The organism is Dorea sp. AM10-31 (assembly GCF_003435815.1).
GTDB lineage: Bacteria > Bacillota > Clostridia > Lachnospirales > Lachnospiraceae > Dorea_D > Dorea_D hominis.
This window is the reverse complement of the sequence record NZ_QTUV01000005.1, coordinates 126,170-143,285: the sequence shown is the minus strand read 5'-3', so window position 1 is coordinate 143,285 and position 17,116 is coordinate 126,170. Positions and strand designations below refer to the sequence as shown.

At 39.6% G+C, this 17,116-nt stretch carries 15 protein-coding genes and 1 tRNA gene; 14 read left to right on the top strand and 2 right to left on the bottom strand.

The window, feature by feature from the left end; translation table 11 throughout:
- The first annotated feature begins 360 nt into the window (after nt 1-360).
- The 5 genes from DW125_RS09410 to DW125_RS09390 all read left to right on the top strand — a co-directional run bounded on the left by DW125_RS09410 (nt 361) and on the right by DW125_RS09390 (nt 5,396).
- On the top strand, nt 361-1,851 hold the full coding sequence (locus DW125_RS09410; protein ID WP_117537959.1) for a sodium-dependent transporter: 1,491 nt from the start codon (nt 361-363) through the stop codon (nt 1,849-1,851).
- A 19-nt stretch (nt 1,852-1,870) separates the two neighbouring features.
- Complete coding sequence (locus DW125_RS09405) at nt 1,871-1,993, top strand: MetS family NSS transporter small subunit (protein WP_021860547.1); 123 nt, start codon at nt 1,871-1,873, stop codon at nt 1,991-1,993.
- A gap of 376 nt (nt 1,994-2,369) precedes the next feature.
- Nucleotides 2,370-3,302 carry a cysteine synthase A gene (gene cysK, locus DW125_RS09400; protein ID WP_117537958.1) on the top strand — a complete coding sequence of 311 codons (933 nt, stop codon included), beginning with the start codon at nt 2,370-2,372 and terminating at the stop codon, nt 3,300-3,302.
- Between the two features lie 178 nt (nt 3,303-3,480).
- A complete protein-coding gene (locus DW125_RS09395) occupies nt 3,481-3,912 on the top strand; it encodes an RrF2 family transcriptional regulator (RefSeq protein WP_117537957.1) in 432 nt (143 codons plus the stop codon).
- 563 nt (nt 3,913-4,475) lie between these two features.
- Nucleotides 4,476-5,396, top strand: coding sequence for a LysR family transcriptional regulator (locus tag DW125_RS09390; protein ID WP_117537956.1), 921 nt, complete (start codon nt 4,476-4,478; stop codon nt 5,394-5,396).
- On the opposite strand, the gene DW125_RS09385 is transcribed toward DW125_RS09390, so the two are convergent.
- On the bottom strand, nt 5,371-7,440 hold the full coding sequence (locus DW125_RS09385; protein ID WP_242992945.1) for a sigma-54 interaction domain-containing protein: 2,070 nt from the start codon (nt 7,438-7,440) through the stop codon (nt 5,371-5,373). The two genes, DW125_RS09390 and DW125_RS09385, sit on opposite strands and share 26 nt — an antisense overlap.
- A gap of 175 nt (nt 7,441-7,615) precedes the next feature.
- On the opposite strand from DW125_RS09385, the gene DW125_RS09380 reads away from it, so the two are divergent.
- From DW125_RS09380 to rpoN, 8 genes are all read left to right on the top strand, one after another.
- Nucleotides 7,616-8,302, top strand: a complete 687-nt coding sequence (locus tag DW125_RS09380; RefSeq protein WP_021860552.1) for a nucleoside recognition domain-containing protein — start codon at nt 7,616-7,618, stop codon at nt 8,300-8,302.
- A 4-nt stretch (nt 8,303-8,306) separates the two neighbouring features.
- Entirely contained in the window at nt 8,307-8,777 is a 471-nt protein-coding gene (locus DW125_RS09375) for a YjiG family protein (protein WP_021860553.1), read from the top strand.
- A gap of 28 nt (nt 8,778-8,805) precedes the next feature.
- Entirely contained in the window at nt 8,806-9,936 is a 1,131-nt protein-coding gene (locus DW125_RS09370) for a M20 peptidase aminoacylase family protein (RefSeq protein WP_021860554.1), read from the top strand.
- Nucleotides 9,937-10,179: 243 nt separating this feature from the next.
- Nucleotides 10,180-11,484 carry an O-acetylhomoserine aminocarboxypropyltransferase/cysteine synthase family protein gene (locus DW125_RS09365; RefSeq protein ID WP_021860555.1) on the top strand — a complete coding sequence of 435 codons (1,305 nt, stop codon included), beginning with the start codon at nt 10,180-10,182 and terminating at the stop codon, nt 11,482-11,484.
- Between the two features lie 261 nt (nt 11,485-11,745).
- Nucleotides 11,746-12,900 (top strand): PucR family transcriptional regulator, encoded by a 1,155-nt coding sequence (locus tag DW125_RS09360; RefSeq protein WP_021860556.1) that lies wholly within the window; start codon nt 11,746-11,748, stop codon nt 12,898-12,900.
- A gap of 112 nt (nt 12,901-13,012) precedes the next feature.
- Nucleotides 13,013-13,651 (top strand): lactate utilization protein, encoded by a 639-nt coding sequence (locus DW125_RS09355; RefSeq protein WP_117537955.1) that lies wholly within the window; start codon nt 13,013-13,015, stop codon nt 13,649-13,651.
- An 87-nt stretch (nt 13,652-13,738) separates the two neighbouring features.
- Nucleotides 13,739-13,809, top strand: a tRNA-Cys gene (locus DW125_RS09350).
- Between the two features lie 84 nt (nt 13,810-13,893).
- Nucleotides 13,894-15,270, top strand: coding sequence for an RNA polymerase factor sigma-54 (gene rpoN, locus DW125_RS09345; protein ID WP_117537954.1), 1,377 nt, complete (start codon nt 13,894-13,896; stop codon nt 15,268-15,270).
- A 3-nt stretch (nt 15,271-15,273) separates the two neighbouring features.
- Here rpoN and DW125_RS09340 read toward each other — a convergent pair whose 3' ends face one another.
- Entirely contained in the window at nt 15,274-15,678 is a 405-nt protein-coding gene (locus DW125_RS09340) for a hypothetical protein (protein WP_021860559.1), read from the bottom strand.
- Nucleotides 15,679-16,317: 639 nt separating this feature from the next.
- On the opposite strand from DW125_RS09340, the gene srtB reads away from it, so the two are divergent.
- Complete coding sequence (gene srtB, locus DW125_RS09335) at nt 16,318-17,106, top strand: class B sortase (protein ID WP_117537953.1); 789 nt, start codon at nt 16,318-16,320, stop codon at nt 17,104-17,106.
- The last annotated feature ends 10 nt before the right edge of the window (nt 17,107-17,116 follow it).

Sequence of the window (17,116 nt, the reverse complement as noted above, 5' to 3'; positions counted from 1 at the left end):
CACATAAAAGAGCAGTCCTAAGGCTGCTCTTTTATAGCAAAATCGTTCTTGCTTGATCCAGTTTTACTTTCGGTTATAGACAAGTACATAGCTGCACATAATAAATACTAATACCTAAAATTAAAAAATGTAATATTTGTATTGACTTTTGAATCCGCGAACGTTAAAATAAAATCAATCAGTGATTAGAAAATTCGGATAAATCGGATAAATCAGAAAAAACTGTAATTATCTACAAAAAATACTGATTAGAAAGAAAAATTAGAATACACACGGAAGTTTTACGGTTGCGAAAGAAACAGGTGGTAGGAAAGAAATTAGAGCTTCTGACGAGTGTAGTATTCGGACGGAGGTTTAATTATGGAACAGAAACAAGAAAAGTTTAGTACCATAGGTTACATTGCAGCCGCTTTAGGTATGTGTATTGGTACTGGAAATGTCTGGAGATTCCCACGAGTATGTGCGGCGAATGGTGGAGGAGCATTTATTTTAGCCTGGACGATCGCAATGCTGATTTTTGCAGTACCGCTTCTCTCAACGGAGATGGCAATTGGTAAGAAGACCCGGCTTGGATGTATCGGTTCTTTCCGTAATGTTGGTGGAAAGAAATATACATGGATGGGATTTTTCGTGGCAGCAGTTTGTTTTTTCCTGATGAGTTATTATTGTGTACTTCAGGGATATTGTATGAAATACGCGGTAAATTCAGTTACCACATTTAAAGCGAATCTGACAACCGAGACTACATCAGCAATGTGGACAGCATTTACAGATTCTAAATGGCAGGTTATTTTATTCCACGCAATCGGATTTGCAGTTGCATGTTTTATCGTTTATCAGGGAATTGCCGGTGGTATCGAGCGATTCTGTAAAGTAGCGATCCCGTCATTATTTGTCATTCTTGTCGGACTTGCAATTTACGCAGTTACATTAAATGGAGCAAGTCAGGGACTGCAGTATCTTTTTACAATTAAGAAAGAATATCTTCTCAGTCCGAATACATGGATCCAGGCTTTTATTCAGGCAGCATGGAGTACCGGCGCCGGATGGGGATTCATTATTACATATGCAAACTATGTTGGAAAAGATGAAGACGTTCCGACAAGCTGTCTGATCATGGGACTTGGTGATAACCTTGGAGCCATCCTTTCAGCACTTGTAGTAATTCCTGCAATCTGTGCACTTTCTGCAACACCGGAAGCAGCAAATGAGGCACTTAGCCAGGGTAACTTCGGACTTACATTTATTTATATTTATCAGTTATTTACAACAATTCCGGGTGGAAGATTTATTTCATTTATTTTCTTCGGACTGCTTGCAATTGCAGCTATTACATCACTGTTCTCAATGATCGAGGTCGGTGTCAAATGTGTAGTTGACCTTGGCGTATCCCGTAAGAAAGCAGTTGTTGGTGTTTGCTTTGCAGGATTCCTTGTAGGATGTTTCTCATGCTGGTCATTAATCAACATCGATAATCAGGACTGGGTATGGGGAATTGGACTTTTAGTAAGTGGTGCATTTATTGCAGTGCTTGCATGGAAATATGGAGTAGAAAAATTGCGTACAGAAGAAGTCAATGCAAAAGGCGCAGACGTACATTTACCAAAAGCATACTATACTGCATGTATGTATATTATTCCTGTTTTAGTAGTAGGAATGGTTGGTTACTGGCTTCTTCAGACAAAAGAATGGTTCCCGAATACATGGCTGAATCCATTTATTATACAGGATAATACGGGAACAGTATTACTTCAGTTTGCAGTTGTTATTGTTGTAGGTATTGCACTTTCCAAATTCTTCAATAGTAAAACTGCAAAAGGCGAGATGAAAGAAGACGAGATCGCAAAATAATAGAAAGAAGGTATGTGTTATGACGATGGATGCAATTATTATGATGGTAATTACAATTGTAGGATATGTTGGTGGATTTGTTTACTTTCTTTCAAGAGTGTTTAAAAAAGAAAGAATGAAAGCGAAAGAGCAGAGTAAATAAGTGTTTATAAAATAAGAGCGGTGCACATATGAGTGTATCGCTTCTTTTTTTAAATAAAACCTATTGACATAGTAGGTTTATAGTGATAGTATACTTTACATGAAGAAGAGATAAGGAGATGAACAAAATGATCAGAAACTGTAGTGCAGTGAGAAAACACTGGCGAATGTTAGTTTATCAATTGTGCTGTGTGGCAAGGTGTTGCAGCCGATGTTGCTGCCCACAGTTTTAAGATGAAGTATCATCGCATATTTTATACAGGAAGATGCCATAAAACCATTCGTGTGCAAGCACATCATAGTTTTAGGCTTTTGCCCCTGGCATCATAGAAGAAAAACGTAGAACGGTTACAGATAAATAGAAAGAGGGATTTAAAATGGCAAATATTTATAAAGGAACATTAGGATTAATTGGAAACACACCACTTGTAGAAGTAACAAATATTGAGAAAGAATTAGGTCTGGAAGCAAAAGTACTTGTAAAATTAGAGTATTTCAACCCGGCAGGAAGTGTAAAAGACAGAATCGCAAAGGCAATGATCGAAGATGCAGAGAGCAAAGGACAGTTAAAGGAAGGTTCTGTGATTATTGAGCCAACATCTGGTAATACAGGAATCGGACTTGCATCCATCGCAGCAGCCAAAGGATATCGTATCATTCTTACAATGCCTGAGACAATGAGCGTTGAGAGAAGAAATATTCTGAAAGCATACGGTGCAGAGTTAGTGCTGACAGAGGGCGCGAAAGGAATGAAAGGAGCAATTGCCAAGGCCGAAGAGCTTGCAAAAGAGATTCCGAACAGCTTCATTCCGGGACAGTTTGTAAATCCTGCAAACCCTGCTGTGCACAAAGCAACAACAGGACCGGAGATCTGGAAAGATACAGATGGTGAAGTTGACATCTTTATCGCAGGTGTCGGAACCGGAGGAACACTGACAGGAACCGGTGAATATCTGAAAGAGCAGAAACCGGAAGTGAAGATCGTAGCATTAGAGCCAGCTTCTTCACCGGTATTATCTGAAGGAAAGAGCGGAGCACATAAGATTCAGGGAATCGGTGCCGGATTTGTACCGGACGTACTCAATACATCTGTATACGATGAGATTTATAAAGCAGAAAATGAAGATGCATTTGCAGCAGCAAAACTGCTTGCCAAGAAAGAAGGCGTACTGGTAGGTATTTCTTCAGGAGCAGCACTTCATGCAGCAATCGAATATGCGAAGAAACCAGAGAATAAAGGCAAGACAATCGTAGCATTACTGCCAGATACAGGTGACAGATATTATTCAACACCATTATTTACAGAGTAAATAACCTGCGAAGTGAGTAAAACATTTGCTGAGCGGAAATGCCTGTAAAAGTGAGTAAAACATTCGCCGGACAGGCATAATCATAAAGTAGATACCATGAGTAGAAATACAGAGTAAGCCTAAAATGTTTACTCTGTATTTTGCCAGTTAAAAATAAAAGATAAAGGATTGGGGTAATATGAAATTTTCGAAAAGAAGCCGCTATGGCATACAGGCGTTAATAGATCTGGGGATATATGCAAAAACGGAATGTGTACAGTTAAAGGATGTGTCGGAGAGGAATGATATTTCCGTCAAATATTTGGAGCAGATATTTACTGCGCTCAGAAAAGCAGGATTTGTAAAAAGTATCAAAGGTCCACAGGGCGGATATCTGCTTGGAAAATTACCGGAGGAAATTCGCATATCTGATGTAGTTGAAGCGATGGACGGAAGCTATGAACTGGATGAAGAAGTGTCCGAACTGCCGACTGCACAGGTGATTCAGAGATGTATTATCAATCCGGTCAATGAGCAGACCAATCAACTGCTGCAGGGACTGACCTTAAAAGGATTAGTGGAAAAGACAGAAGAGATTACTGCATATTCAGCGGAGATGTACTATATATAAACACCAGAGTCACAAGCCTGAAACCACGATGTGCTTGCACGAGAGTGGTTTTATGGCTTAGTGACTTGCCACAATATGAGGATAAAAGCAGGGTGTAGCCCTGCGATATCCGAATATTGTGCAGGATTGTGGAAGTGCATAGCACGGAGCAATCCGTAAGGTGTTTATATATAGGAAACAGAAAAATAGAGTCACCGCCCCGATATGAGCAAAAAGAGCTGCGAAGCAGCGAAAGAGCACGTAGTGACGTGCGGATTTGCGAATATAGCGGAGGAGTCCAGAATAAAAATGGCTTAGTGACTTGCCACAATATGAGGAAAAAAGCAGGGTGTCGCCCTGCGATATCCGAATATTGTGCAGGATTGTGGAAGTGCATAGCACGGAGCAATCCGTAAGGTGTTTATATATAGGAAACAGAAAAATAGAGTCGCCGCCCCGATATGAGCAAAAAGAGCTGCGAAGCAGCGAAAGAGCACGTAGTGACGTGCGGATTTGCGAATATAGCGGTGGAGTCCAGAATAAAAATGGCTTAGTGACTTGCCACAATATGAGGATAAAAGATTATGACATTAACACAACTTCATTATATTATTACAATTGCACAGACTAAATCCCTGAATAAAGCAGCGGAGCAGCTGTTTGTCTCTCAGCCGTCGCTGACCAGTGCAGTAAAAGAACTGGAGAAAGAGCTTGGAATTACATTATTTTACCGAAGCGGACGTGGAGTTACGCTGACGAATGACGGAACTGAATTTTTATTATATGCGAAGCAGATTTATGGACAATATGAAACAGTGATGGAAAAATACAGCGGTGGCGGCAGCTATAAGAAAAAATTTGGTGTCTCCACACAGCATTATTCTTTCGCTGTAAAAGCGTTTGTAGATATGGCAAAAGCTTATGATATGTCACAGTATGAATTTGCAATCCGGGAGACGCAGACCAAAGAAGTCATTCAGGATGTCAGTACGATGAAGAGCGAAGTCGGCGTTCTCTATCTGTCAGATTTCAATCGTAAATCTATGACAAAATTATTTCACTCCGCGGGACTGGAATTTCATCATCTGACCATTTGCCAGGCATATGTATATTTGTGGAAAGGACATCCGCTGGCAAATGAAGAATCTATTTCTTTTGAGCAGCTTGGCAAATATCCGTGCCTTGCATTTGAACAGGGAGATGACAGTGCATTTTATCTTGCAGAAGAAATCCTGTCTACGAATGAATATCCGCAGATCATCAAGGCAAATGATCGTGCAACGATGCTGAATCTGATGATCGGATTGAATGGCTATACGCTGTGCTCCGGCATCATCTGTGAGGAACTGAACGGTGATGAGTACCGCGCAGTTCCATTTAAAGATGATGAAATGAACCCGAATAGTGAGATGGAGATCGGGTATGTCACAAGGAAAAACTCTATTTTAAGCCGCATGGGCGAGCATTATATAGAAGAGATTAAAAAGTATCTGCGGATTGAGTAGCCAGTCGGAATTGCTGTACTCCGGCGGAAGTCAGTGATGTTCCGCCGCGTCCCCTGGAACTTTTAATCCAGTTTTTTTCATGTAAATATTCAAAAGCTTTTTTTATCTCATGTTCGGTATAGTCATAATTTAGTTCTTTTAATATTTTCATCCGCCCCATTGGCTGTTGGTAGAGAAGAGACAGAATGCGCTGACATAAAGTTTCTTCTCTGGAAAACAAATCGGAAAATTCCACAGAAGAATTGGAAATAGGTGAATCCTTTTGTGAATGTATGAGATCTGTCTGGGAGGTTGTAATTATTTTTTTGTTGTATCCAGGTGGAAGATCATCCGGTGTTAAAGCTCTGGAACCCATGTATGCCATATATTCAATACAGTTTTGTAATTCGCGGATATTTCCCTTCCATGAATAAGACAGCAAAAGCTCCTGTAGCGCAGGCGTGATAGAATGATGGATTTTAAAACTTTTCAAAAAATGTTCGGACAATGGCAGGATATCATCGATACGTTCTCTGAGTGGCGGAATCACGAGTGTAAACATACTGATACGGTAATACAGATCCAGACGGAAGAGTCCCTGTTCGATCATGTCCGGAAGGTTTCGGTTTGTTGCTGTGATGATCCGCACATTGATCGGAATCGTCGTGCTGCTTCCGAGCTTTCGGATTTCCTGTTCCTGCAGAACACGAAGGAGCTTCGCTTGCAGAATGACAGGCATTTCGCCAATTTCGTCGAGAAATATGGTTCCGTTTTGCGCAAGTTCAAATAAGCCTTTTTTACCACCGCGTTTTGCACCGGTAAAGGCACCCTCTTCATAACCAAAAAGTTCACTTTCCAGTAATTCATTTGAAAGGGAGGCACAGTTGAGTGCGATAAACGGATGAGCACTGCGTGCAGAATACTGGTGCACAGACTGGGCGAACAGTTCTTTCCCGGTTCCGCTTTCTCCGTTGATAAGAATCGGAAAATCTGTAAGAGCCATTCGTTTGGCTCGTTGGATACAGTCTTTCATAACACTGCTTTTACAGATAATATCAGAAAACTGATATTTGGCAGCAGCATTTTTATGGATTGATTTTTTACGGATCTCATGTTCAAGAGATTCGATTTTTTTTGCATCTTTTAAGATAATTAAGAATCCTTTTGTATCTTTGTAAAGTGAAAATATATGCTTGGAAAATGTATATATTTTTTCTTGTTTTTCTAATTTAAAAATATAATTATCCCGTTCTGACGGATCCATAATCAGTTCCCGGACTTCCATTGGAAGATAACGGATCAGTTCCCGGGTGTCAATAGTCTGTTCGTTCAAATTCATCATAGACAAAAAAGCCTGATTGACAAAAGCCGGATGGTCACTTGTGTTTAAAAAGAGCAGACCATCATCGATCAGGTTGATCGTCAGAGTTAACAGGTCTTTCGTGTTTGAATAGAGATCCAACGGTGCGTGTGAAAAGTCGCTGTTCAAAATTTCTTTCGATGTCTGATACAATTTCTCAAGCAGAGAGTTCGTTTTGATTTCCAGAGCAACCATCACAGACATTAATGTGTCTGCTGAAATCAGACGCCATCCAATGTCGATAACTTTTGTGATATATGATGGGATAAAACGCATCTGTCCCGGAGTGACCGCAATATCAACACTGTAAGTTTCCGGATTGTCCGGATAAGATGGAACGAAATCAATATGATTGATTCCCAGTTGATAAAGATAAGCAGCCATATCAAACGCAGAAGTACGGTTTGTAGTCATTAACAGGACTTTTGTTCCGGGTACGATATTCATGAGCTTTTTATAACCAGTATTTGAAATTGCTTTTACGCCATGAATAATAATTGGTTCATCGTCAAAATGTTTAAGTATTTCTTCATTATTAATCGGAGAAAGAGCAAGAACAGCATCGGCTTTCAGGTGTTCGCCGATTTCATCTGTAATTGTATGTGTTTCCAGTTCGAATAATCCACCAAAAAAATCTAAAAGTTCCTGGCGGTAATGCATGGCATTTAATAAATCGTAGGTAATTAAAATCAGCTTTTTCTTCATTGAATTCCCATCCTTCTTTGAATATAATGGATAATATCCTGTTTTATCCAATTATATCCTAAAAAATACTTGAAGAAAAGAAAAAATAGAGAAAAAACGCGAAATAAAGCAGGAAGAAAGTTGGCACGGTTTTTGCTCTATATAAATATATCAGTCATAAAGGAGGAGAAAAGGAATGGCAACAGAAACAAAGGAAAAGAGAAAGGGAGCAGAAGAACAGGTACAGGTAAAATGGTATGGTTATATTGCATTACTGGTAGGTATTCTGTTTTTCTCAGGATTATTTCAGAAAGCACCAGGAGCGCTTAAAGCATTAGATTTCAATAATGTAATGGGAAGTTTTGGAACGCTTGGAGAATTAACAAAAGGATCGGGTACGCTGGCGGAAAACTTCCGTGGAGTCGGAGGATCCGGACCGAAGGACGGATGGTTATATGCACTTACATTATTGCCGTCAGTTATGTTTGCACTTGGTATGGTAAAGATCATTGAACATCTGGATGGAATGAAAGCAGCACAGAAATTACTCAGCCCGTTGTTAAAACCACTGATGGGACTTCCGGGAAGTGCCGGACTTACATTGATTACAAGTATTCAGTCAACAGATGCTGCAGCAGCTATGACAAAAGAATTAAGTGATAATGGTTATATCACAGAGAAAGAAAAAGCGATTTTCTGTGCGTTCCAGTTTTCAGGAGCGTCTGTAATTACAAACTTTTTTGCATCAGGAGCCGCATTATTCCCATTTATTGGAGACCTGGCAATCTGGAAACCGCTGGTATTGATTATTGTGTTGAAATTTGTGGGTGCAAATGCAATGCGTTTCTGGGTAAACAAAATGGATAAGAAAGAGGAGGCATAAACATATGGAAGCAAAGACAGAGAAGAAGGGAAATATTATTGACGCATTTGTAGGCGGAGCGAGAAATGGATTTAAGATCGGTACAAATTCTATGGTTCCGAATATTATTTTTGGATTTGCTGTGATTTCAATCTTAAATCTGACCGGATTAATGGAAATTATCGGAAAAGTATTTACACCGATCATGGGAATCTTTGGACTCCCGGGTGTTGCTGCAACAGCATGGATGGCAATTTTTGTATCTATGGGAGGAGCCGCAGGTGTTATCGCCGGACTTTTTACGGCTGGACAGATGACAAGTGCACAGGTTGCAATTATGCTTCCGGCATTATTGCTTTCCGGAGCACAGGTGCAGTTCATGGGACGTATGCTTGGAACAGCTGAACTGGATACGAAATACTATCCTCATATGTTTACGATTGCAACTGTAAATGGAATTATTGCAATGTTGATCATGAATTATTTTATTGTTTAAAATAATGTAGCAGAAAGGAGAAAGAACAATGGCAGAACAGAAAGATTATATCACTTATGTACATGAGGTTTATGATTATTTACATACAATTCCAGAACTGGGATTTGAAGAGTATAAGACATCTGCATTTATTCTGAGTGAATTAAAGAAATGTGGATTCAGGGATGAAGATATTGTTTCGGGAATTGCAGGAACAGGTATTCTTGTGACGATTGATTCTGGTAAACCGGGACCTGTACTGGCGTTAAGAGCAGATATAGATGCGCTGGAATTTATTATCAATGGAGAACGCAAAATTATTCATGCATGTGGACATGATGGACACATTTCTATGCTGTTGGTTGCTGCAAGAGAAATTAAGAACAGAGGACTGGTGAAGGCAGGAAGACTGAAAATTTTATTTCAGCCGGCAGAAGAAAAATTGTTTGGTGCTTTAAAAGTGATTGAATCAGGAGTACTGAATGATGTTGAGGAAATGGTTGGCATGCATTTGCGCCCGAAACAGGATTGCAGACTGGGAAAGGCAATACCGGCAATGTATCATAATGCAAGCTGTATTATGCATTTTTCTATCAAAGGAAAAACTGCGCATGGTTCAAAACCACATCTTGGTGTCAACGTAGCAGATGCACTGTCGCTGTCTACACAGGCTGTTAATATGATCCGTGTAAATCCGGCAATCCCGAGTTCTGTAAAAGTGACAAATGTTAAAATTCCGGGAGAAACATATAATAATATCCCTGAAGAAGCATTTATGGCGTTGGATCTTCGTTCAGAGAGCAATGAAGAGATTGAACATATGAAAGAACTGGTTGTCAGAGCTGTGACAAAAGCATGCGAAGCAGTCGGAGCAGAAGCGACATTAACATTTAACAGTGGAGTTCCGGCAGCAGAATTTGATGATGATATGATTAAACTTGCAGAAGAAACAATTCTGGATGTATTTGGCGAACATGGTTCAATTGGAATCTTCAAAAATTCAGGTGGAGAAGATTTCCATTACTATACACAGAAGCTGCATTGCAAAACGACTTATATGGGACTGGGAGCGGATGCAGTTCCGGGATTCCATAATCCAAATGTTGTGATTGATACAAAGGCACTGGAATATGGTGTACAGATTTGGTGCAGACTGGTAGAAAAACGGATGCATGATTAAGAAATAAGGAAAAATAAAATAAACACCCTCTAAGAAAAGCAGACTGTCATTTTAAGAAAATAAAGTGATAGTCTGTTTTGTTTTTTGTTCCCTGAGTTATAGCTTCATCCTATAACTGGATATTTTTCTTATGTATTAGACAAGAATTACCTACCATGTTAGTCTGTTTACAGAAACAAAGAAACACAACAAAAAAGGGCAAATTAAGGAAACGCAGTAAGCGTAATATGGAGGGACAAAATTATGGCAGATATTAAGGATTCAAAAAACTGGGGATTTGAAACAAGACAGTTACACATTGGACAGGAGCAGGCTGATCCGGCAACGGACGCAAGAGCAGTTCCGATTTATGCATCATCATCTTATGTATTCCATAACTCACAGCATGCAGCTGACAGATTTGGACTTCGCGATGCAGGAAATATTTACGGAAGACTTACAAATCCGACAGAAGATGTATTTGAACAGCGTATTGCTTCATTGGAAGGTGGTTCTGCAGCACTTGCAGTTGCATCCGGAGCAGCAGCAATCGATTATACATTCCAGGCACTTGCAAAAACAGGTGAGCATATCGTAGCATCTAAGACTATTTACGGAGGAACATATAACCTTCTGGCACATACACTTCCACTTACAAACGGTGTAACAACAACATTCGTTGATCCGGAAGTTGAAGGTTCATTTGAAGCAGCAATCCAGGAAAATACAAAAGCAATCTTTGTTGAGACATTAGGAAATCCGAACTCTAATTTAGTTGATCTGGAAGAGATTGCAAAAATTGCACACAAACACAATATTCCATTGGTTGTAGATTCAACATTTGCAACACCATATCTGATCCGTCCATTTGAATATGGCGCAGACATCGTTGTACATTCAGCAACAAAATTCATCGGTGGACACGGAACAGCAATCGGTGGTGTCATCATTGAAGGAGGAAACTTCGACTGGAAAGCAAGTGGAAAATTCCCATGGATCTCTGATCCGAACCCAAGCTACCACGGAATTTCATTTGCAGATGCAACTGCACCGGCAGCTTTCGTTACATACATTCGTGCAATTATCTTACGTGATACAGGAGCAACACTTTCTCCATTCCATGCATTCTTATTCCTTCAGGGATTAGAGACATTATCACTTCGTGTAGAACGTCACGTAAGCAACGCGCTGAAAATCGTAGATTACCTGGCAAATCACCCACAGGTAGAGGCAGTACATCATCCGTCTCTTGAGAGTGAGCCGAGCCACGAATTATATAAGAAATATTTACCGAACGGTGGTGGATCTATCTTTACATTTGAGATTAAAGGAGATGCCAAGACGGCGCAGGATTTCATTGATCACCTGTCCATTTTCTCACTGCTTGCAAATGTTGCAGATGTAAAATCTCTTGTAATCCATCCGGCAACAACAACACACAGCCAGTGCACAGAGGAAGAACTGTTAGATCAGGGAATTAAACCAAACACAATCCGTCTTTCTATCGGAATTGAAAAAGTAGAAGATTTGATTGCAGCATTAGATGCAGCATTTGAGGCAGTAAAATAAGCCCCTCTTGACGCTAAAAGCGTTCTTTTAGATAATTAATAAAAGCCGAAGTGGAAATACTTCGGCTTTTATTAATATTCAATAATCTGAAGTTCAAATATGGAGCACAAATTTCGGGGATGCTATCAATAGCTTTGTGCTTCAATGACAATATAACATGAATTATCCAGATTTAACATAGGTTTTGTAAACAGAAAAACAGATATAAATTGTGCTCTGATCACAAAAATGATACAATAATTTCAAAAAAGGAGATGTTTTATGGCCGTAGAACTGGAAAAATTATACGTACAGCTGATTCCAGAGTACAATATCAGGCTTTGTACGCAGAGCTGCTTTGAAAAAAGAATCAGCTGGATACATATGGTAGAGGATATTGAATTTACACAATTTCTGCATGGAAATGAACTACTGTTTAATTCGGGACTTAATTATGAATCCAATGAATGGCTGAAGAAATTTATCGATTGTCTCTGTGAAAAAAATGCGGGGGGACTGATTGTGGGAATGCATGATGGAATGGGATTTCCGCAGGAGATTGTAGATTATTGTAATGAGAAGAAACTTCCGTTGTTTTCAGCGTCATGGGACACGCCTTATATCGATATTATGCGGCTTTTCTCGGAAATTTTGCTGAAGAATGAGCAGATTGAGACGAATCTGGTAAATGCACTGAAAAATGCAATTTATTATCCGGACAGTCAGGATATGTATCAGAATCATCTGGAACGCAATGGCTTTTTTGAAGATTATTCTTATATTGTTATCCGTATCAGTTGTCACACTTATGATACGGATAAAGGCAATAGTATTCTGGAAGATCTGGAGCGCGATATCCGTTATTCTATGAAGAAGAGTATTATTTACAAAGAACAGGGTATTCTTACAGTTCTGGTAGCCGGTCATTTTGAGGCGTGGGTGAAGGAATGTGTGGGGGATATGTGTGAAAATGATGAGAATATTTATGCAGGAATTGGAATTACGGTGAACAAATTAAATGAGATCCACCGATCCTTTGAATCTGCACAGATTGCATATCAGCTTACGAAGACAGCAATTCCGAAGAATTATCTTGTATATAATGAGCTTGGCATTTACAAAATACTGACTGACTTTAAAGAACCGACATTATATACGAAATTTGTGGACGAGACACTGGGCAGTCTGCTCCAGTATGACAGAGAACATCAGACAGATTATGTGGCAATCCTGCAGGCATATTTTGAGAATGAGTGCAGCACAGTCTGCACAGCACAGGAATTATACTGCCATAAGAATACACTGACTTACAAATTGAATGCTATCAAAGAAATACTGGGGTATGATATTTTAAATAATGAGAACCGCACAAAGATTATGCTTTCATTTTATATTTTGCGTATCGGCGAGATGTGGTATAATAACCGTAAAGCTTAAAAGGGGACGGGGCTTTTCTAGAAAAGCCCCGTCCCCTTTTAAAAGTACTCCACATTTCCCACAGGGAATGTGGAGGGAATGATGTGAAATATGTGGACAGGAGGAGAAGACTATGGATGAAAATCGTATCAAGAGAAATGTGCTCCTGGGCGAGCGCATGATTAAGAATTTGGAAACCCGCAATATGGAAGGCTACTATGCGGACTCTAAGGAAGAAGCATTGCAGATCGCACTCAGGCTCATTCCGGAAGGAAGTTCAATTGCCTGGGGCGGTTCGAGGTCGATCGCCGAGATCGGATTAAAGGATGCAGTCTGTCAAGGTAATTATAAAGTTTATAATCGTGATGCGGCAAAGAACAAAGAAGAAAAACGGGAAATTGAGCTGGCAACTTACGACAGTGACTTCTTCCTGACAAGTGCTAATGCGATTACGGAAAGTGGTGTGCTTGTAAATATTGATGGCAACGCCAATCGTGTGTCCGCAATTGCATATGGACCGAGAAATGTTATTATGATCATCGGTATGAATAAGGTTACAAAGGATCTGGAAAATGCATGGTCTCGCGCAAGAAATGAGGCGGCGCCGATCAATGCGCAGCGCTTCGGGCTGGATACACCTTGCTGCAAAACAGGTTCCTGCTTTGACTGTAAGAATCCGGACACGATTTGCTGTCAGTTTCTGGTGACACGTTATTCTAAACATCCAAACCGGATTAAAGTAATCCTTGTAAATGAAGACCTGGGATTTTAGAAAAATATTAAAAATCTGACAGTAGAATTAAGATTCTGTTATTGACGAATACCTGTGCATTTGCTATAATAACAAATGCACATAGATGGCGCCATAGCCAAGTGGTAAGGCAAAGGTCTGCAACACCTCTATCACCAGTTCAAATCTGGTTGGCGCCTTTATAACAAAAATCCTGTCCGATTCGGGCAGGATTTTTCTGCTATGGTGACGAGAAAATGCGAAAAAGGACAGCGGTGGAGTGTATGAGACTTGAATTACAACAGAAACAAAAACAGATTTTGACAGAGAAAATGATACAGTCCGTGGAAATTTTACAGATGACTTCGCAGGAATTAAAAGAATATGTGAATGAAGTAATGCTGGAGAATCCGGTTGTAGAATTGGATGAACATGTAAATGAAAATACTGGAACAGAATCTATTGAAGAAAGGCAACAGCAGACATCTGCAGAGGAACAGTATCATTATCTGACACAGAGACAGAGCGATGATGATGATATTTCCAATCTGAAAAATAAATGGAATGTGGATCCAAACGACGAAGAAACACTGCAGGACTATCTCTGGTCGCAGCTTTTATGGAAGGAGTACAGCGACAGGGATGAGAAGATTTTAAAATTTATTCTGGACAGTCTGGATGACCGGGGATATCTCACAGATACTGTAGAAGATATTGTGGACAGTGTAGGTGAGACGAAAGAACATGTAATACAGCTTATAGAAGAGGTGCGTACATTGGAGCCGGCAGGTGTTGCAGCAATGAATCTGCAGCAATGCCTTCAACTGCAATTGCAGCGACGGGGGGAACTGGATCATAATATGGAAAAACTGGTGACAGAATGTCTTCCGTTGCTTGGAGAAAATAAAATTCCACAGATTGCAAAAAAGATGAAACTCTCAATAGATGAAATTTTAGTTATGTGTGAACGACTGAAAACGCTTTCCCCAAAGCCGGGTGGATCTTTCAGTAACAGACAACAGATGAAATACATTATTCCCGATGTAATTGTTGTGAAATTTAAAGAATATTACGACATTCTGTTAAATGACTGGATGTATGCCGATATATCGATCAGTCCATATTACAGTCAGATGCAAAAAAATAATTCATCTCAGGAAGTGAAAGATTATCTGGAACAGAAGATAAAACAGGCAAACTGGGTGAAACAGAGCATAGAGCAGCGAAATACAACTTTGTTAAAAGTGGCAAGAGCAATAGTAGTACATCAAAAAGATTTTTTTGAACATGGCAGTGCATATTTAAAACCATATCGTCTGGCAGACGCAGCGGAAGAGATCGGAATACATGAATCGACAGTGAGTCGTGCGGTGAATAAAAAATATTTGCAATGCAGCCAGGGGATTTTCCCGTTAAGTTATTTCTTTGTTCGTGGTATGCAGGAAAATGCAGAACAATCCAGCACTGCTATTAAGGGAATGATAAGAGAATTGATAAGACAGGAAAACAAAAAGAAACCGTACAGTGATGCGGCTATAACAAAATTATTAAATGAAAAGGGAATCCAGATTTCCAGAAGAACCGTTGCAAAATACCGGGATCAGGAAGGAATACCGGGAGCATCCGGAAGAAAGGACTGGAAACAGGACTCCGTTGTCTGATTTTTAACTGTTCTTTATAAATGTCGTGTGGCATTTTGGGCAGGTGATCTCAATCCGTCCTTTGCCACGCGGGATTCTTATTTTCTGCTTGCATCCCGGACACCGGTAAATATGATGTGTCTTGCGCTGCAGCATCATACTTTTCTTATGGAAGAACCAGCTACGGATCTTCGCGGTCTTTCCAAGAAAGAGTTGATTTTCGTGGGAACGTTTATAAATATTTCTGGAAAACATCCGGTAATAGGAATAAATAATGAGCACCCAGGAAAGGAGAGACAACTTGGAATTAGATGTCCATCCGGCGATCAGCATAATTGCGAGTCCCAGCCCGACTGTCCATTTTCCTAATGTATCTATTCCGTATCTTCCATACATGAATTGCATAAATTTTTCTTTGAACCGATTCATATCTCACACCTCTGATTTCTATAAGATTATTTCTATATTTCATAATGATATACCCACAGATTTTAAAGTCAATTAAGAAGAAGTGAAAGGTCATTAAAAAAGTATAAATTGATGTTTTGACAAAAAAATGAGGGAGGGTATACCGAAAACATCTATCACATAAATTAAAATATTTTATATTTTATAAAACTTATCCGGGAATTTATTTGTCTAATATGAAAGCCGGAAAAGGCAAAAAAGTGAAGATTACTGCAAAGGCAAAAGACGGCTCAGGCAAATATGGAACAATAACGATTAAAATTAAATAAATAATGCGAGAAAAAGGCAGCTATAGCTTTCCTGTTATGAGGAGGTGATGAGCTGTCTTTTTTAATAATGAGAACTGGAAACGTCGTTTCTGATATATAAAACTCTTCAGGAGGAAGTACACTCTTTTTTGAACACCGATTATGGTATTTTATTGGTTTGTTATAATGGAAAAACCAAAGGAGACGCGTACTTGCGAGGAAAGCAGAGTATTGCAGAAAATTGCATCTGGCACAAGAACGGGGGGAAAGGCACACGCTTTATTAATTGACACTGGCAGAAGTAGGTAAGGCTTGTTATAATGTAAAGACAATAGTTGAAGGAGTGGTGCGGATGAGTGAAAGAAAACATCACAGAGGAAGAAGGAAGAAAAGTAATTTTCTGCTGAATATCATTTTAGTAATTGCGGTGATTGTATTCTGCGTTTCCGGATATAACCTTCTGAAAATCGGAAAAGGCTACAAAGACGGACGGGATGAATATAAGAAAGTACGCAAACTGGCGGTGACACAGGATAAAGATTCGGAAAGATCCGTAGATGAGTTTCAGGTGGATTTTGATAAGTTGAAGAAAATAAATGCAGATACGATAGGATGGATTCGTTTTTCTCCGAAACCGAAGGAAATTAATTATCCGATTGTGCAGGGGAAAGACAACCAGACTTATCTGCATAAAACATTTTCAAATAATGAGAATACGCTGGGAAGCATTTTCTTAGATTCAAATGCAAATGCGGATTTTGCAGACGGTAACAGTATCGTGTACGGGCATCGCATGAAAGATGGCTCCATGTTCCGGCATTTGCAGGATTATGATACGAAGAAATTCTGGAAGAAATATCCGTATTTTTACATTTACACATTAGATGGAAGAAAATTAACTTACATTATATATGCTGCGGGAGAGACGACAGAGAAATCCGATGTGTACCAGACAGATTTCTCGGATGATGCAATGTTTCAATTATTTACGAAAGCAGCAAAAAGTATGGCACTCTACGATACTGGCGTAGAGGTGACAAATAGTGACAGTTGTGTTACACTTTCTACCTGCACAGGAGCCAGTGATGAACATCGTTTTGTTGTGATTGGCGTAAGAGTGCAGAAAGAAGAGCTGGAGTAAGGGGGAATTA

What these genes read in the sequence shown, in the direction of transcription:
- DW125_RS09410 (WP_117537959.1), top strand. Translation starts at nt 361, where the DNA reads ATGGAACAGAAACAAGAAAAGTTTAGTACCATAGGTTACATTGCAGCC.
- DW125_RS09405 (WP_021860547.1), top strand. Translation starts at nt 1,871, where the DNA reads ATGACGATGGATGCAATTATTATGATGGTAATTACAATTGTAGGATAT.
- cysK (WP_117537958.1), top strand. Translation starts at nt 2,370, where the DNA reads ATGGCAAATATTTATAAAGGAACATTAGGATTAATTGGAAACACACCA.
- DW125_RS09395 (WP_117537957.1), top strand. Translation starts at nt 3,481, where the DNA reads ATGAAATTTTCGAAAAGAAGCCGCTATGGCATACAGGCGTTAATAGAT.
- DW125_RS09390 (WP_117537956.1), top strand. Translation starts at nt 4,476, where the DNA reads ATGACATTAACACAACTTCATTATATTATTACAATTGCACAGACTAAA.
- DW125_RS09385 (WP_242992945.1), bottom strand. Translation starts at nt 7,440, where the DNA reads ATGAAGAAAAAGCTGATTTTAATTACCTACGATTTATTAAATGCCATG.
- DW125_RS09380 (WP_021860552.1), top strand. Translation starts at nt 7,616, where the DNA reads ATGGCAACAGAAACAAAGGAAAAGAGAAAGGGAGCAGAAGAACAGGTA.
- DW125_RS09375 (WP_021860553.1), top strand. Translation starts at nt 8,307, where the DNA reads ATGGAAGCAAAGACAGAGAAGAAGGGAAATATTATTGACGCATTTGTA.
- DW125_RS09370 (WP_021860554.1), top strand. Translation starts at nt 8,806, where the DNA reads ATGGCAGAACAGAAAGATTATATCACTTATGTACATGAGGTTTATGAT.
- DW125_RS09365 (WP_021860555.1), top strand. Translation starts at nt 10,180, where the DNA reads ATGGCAGATATTAAGGATTCAAAAAACTGGGGATTTGAAACAAGACAG.
- DW125_RS09360 (WP_021860556.1), top strand. Translation starts at nt 11,746, where the DNA reads ATGGCCGTAGAACTGGAAAAATTATACGTACAGCTGATTCCAGAGTAC.
- DW125_RS09355 (WP_117537955.1), top strand. Translation starts at nt 13,013, where the DNA reads ATGGATGAAAATCGTATCAAGAGAAATGTGCTCCTGGGCGAGCGCATG.
- rpoN (WP_117537954.1), top strand. Translation starts at nt 13,894, where the DNA reads ATGAGACTTGAATTACAACAGAAACAAAAACAGATTTTGACAGAGAAA.
- DW125_RS09340 (WP_021860559.1), bottom strand. Translation starts at nt 15,678, where the DNA reads ATGAATCGGTTCAAAGAAAAATTTATGCAATTCATGTATGGAAGATAC.
- srtB (WP_117537953.1), top strand. Translation starts at nt 16,318, where the DNA reads ATGAGTGAAAGAAAACATCACAGAGGAAGAAGGAAGAAAAGTAATTTT.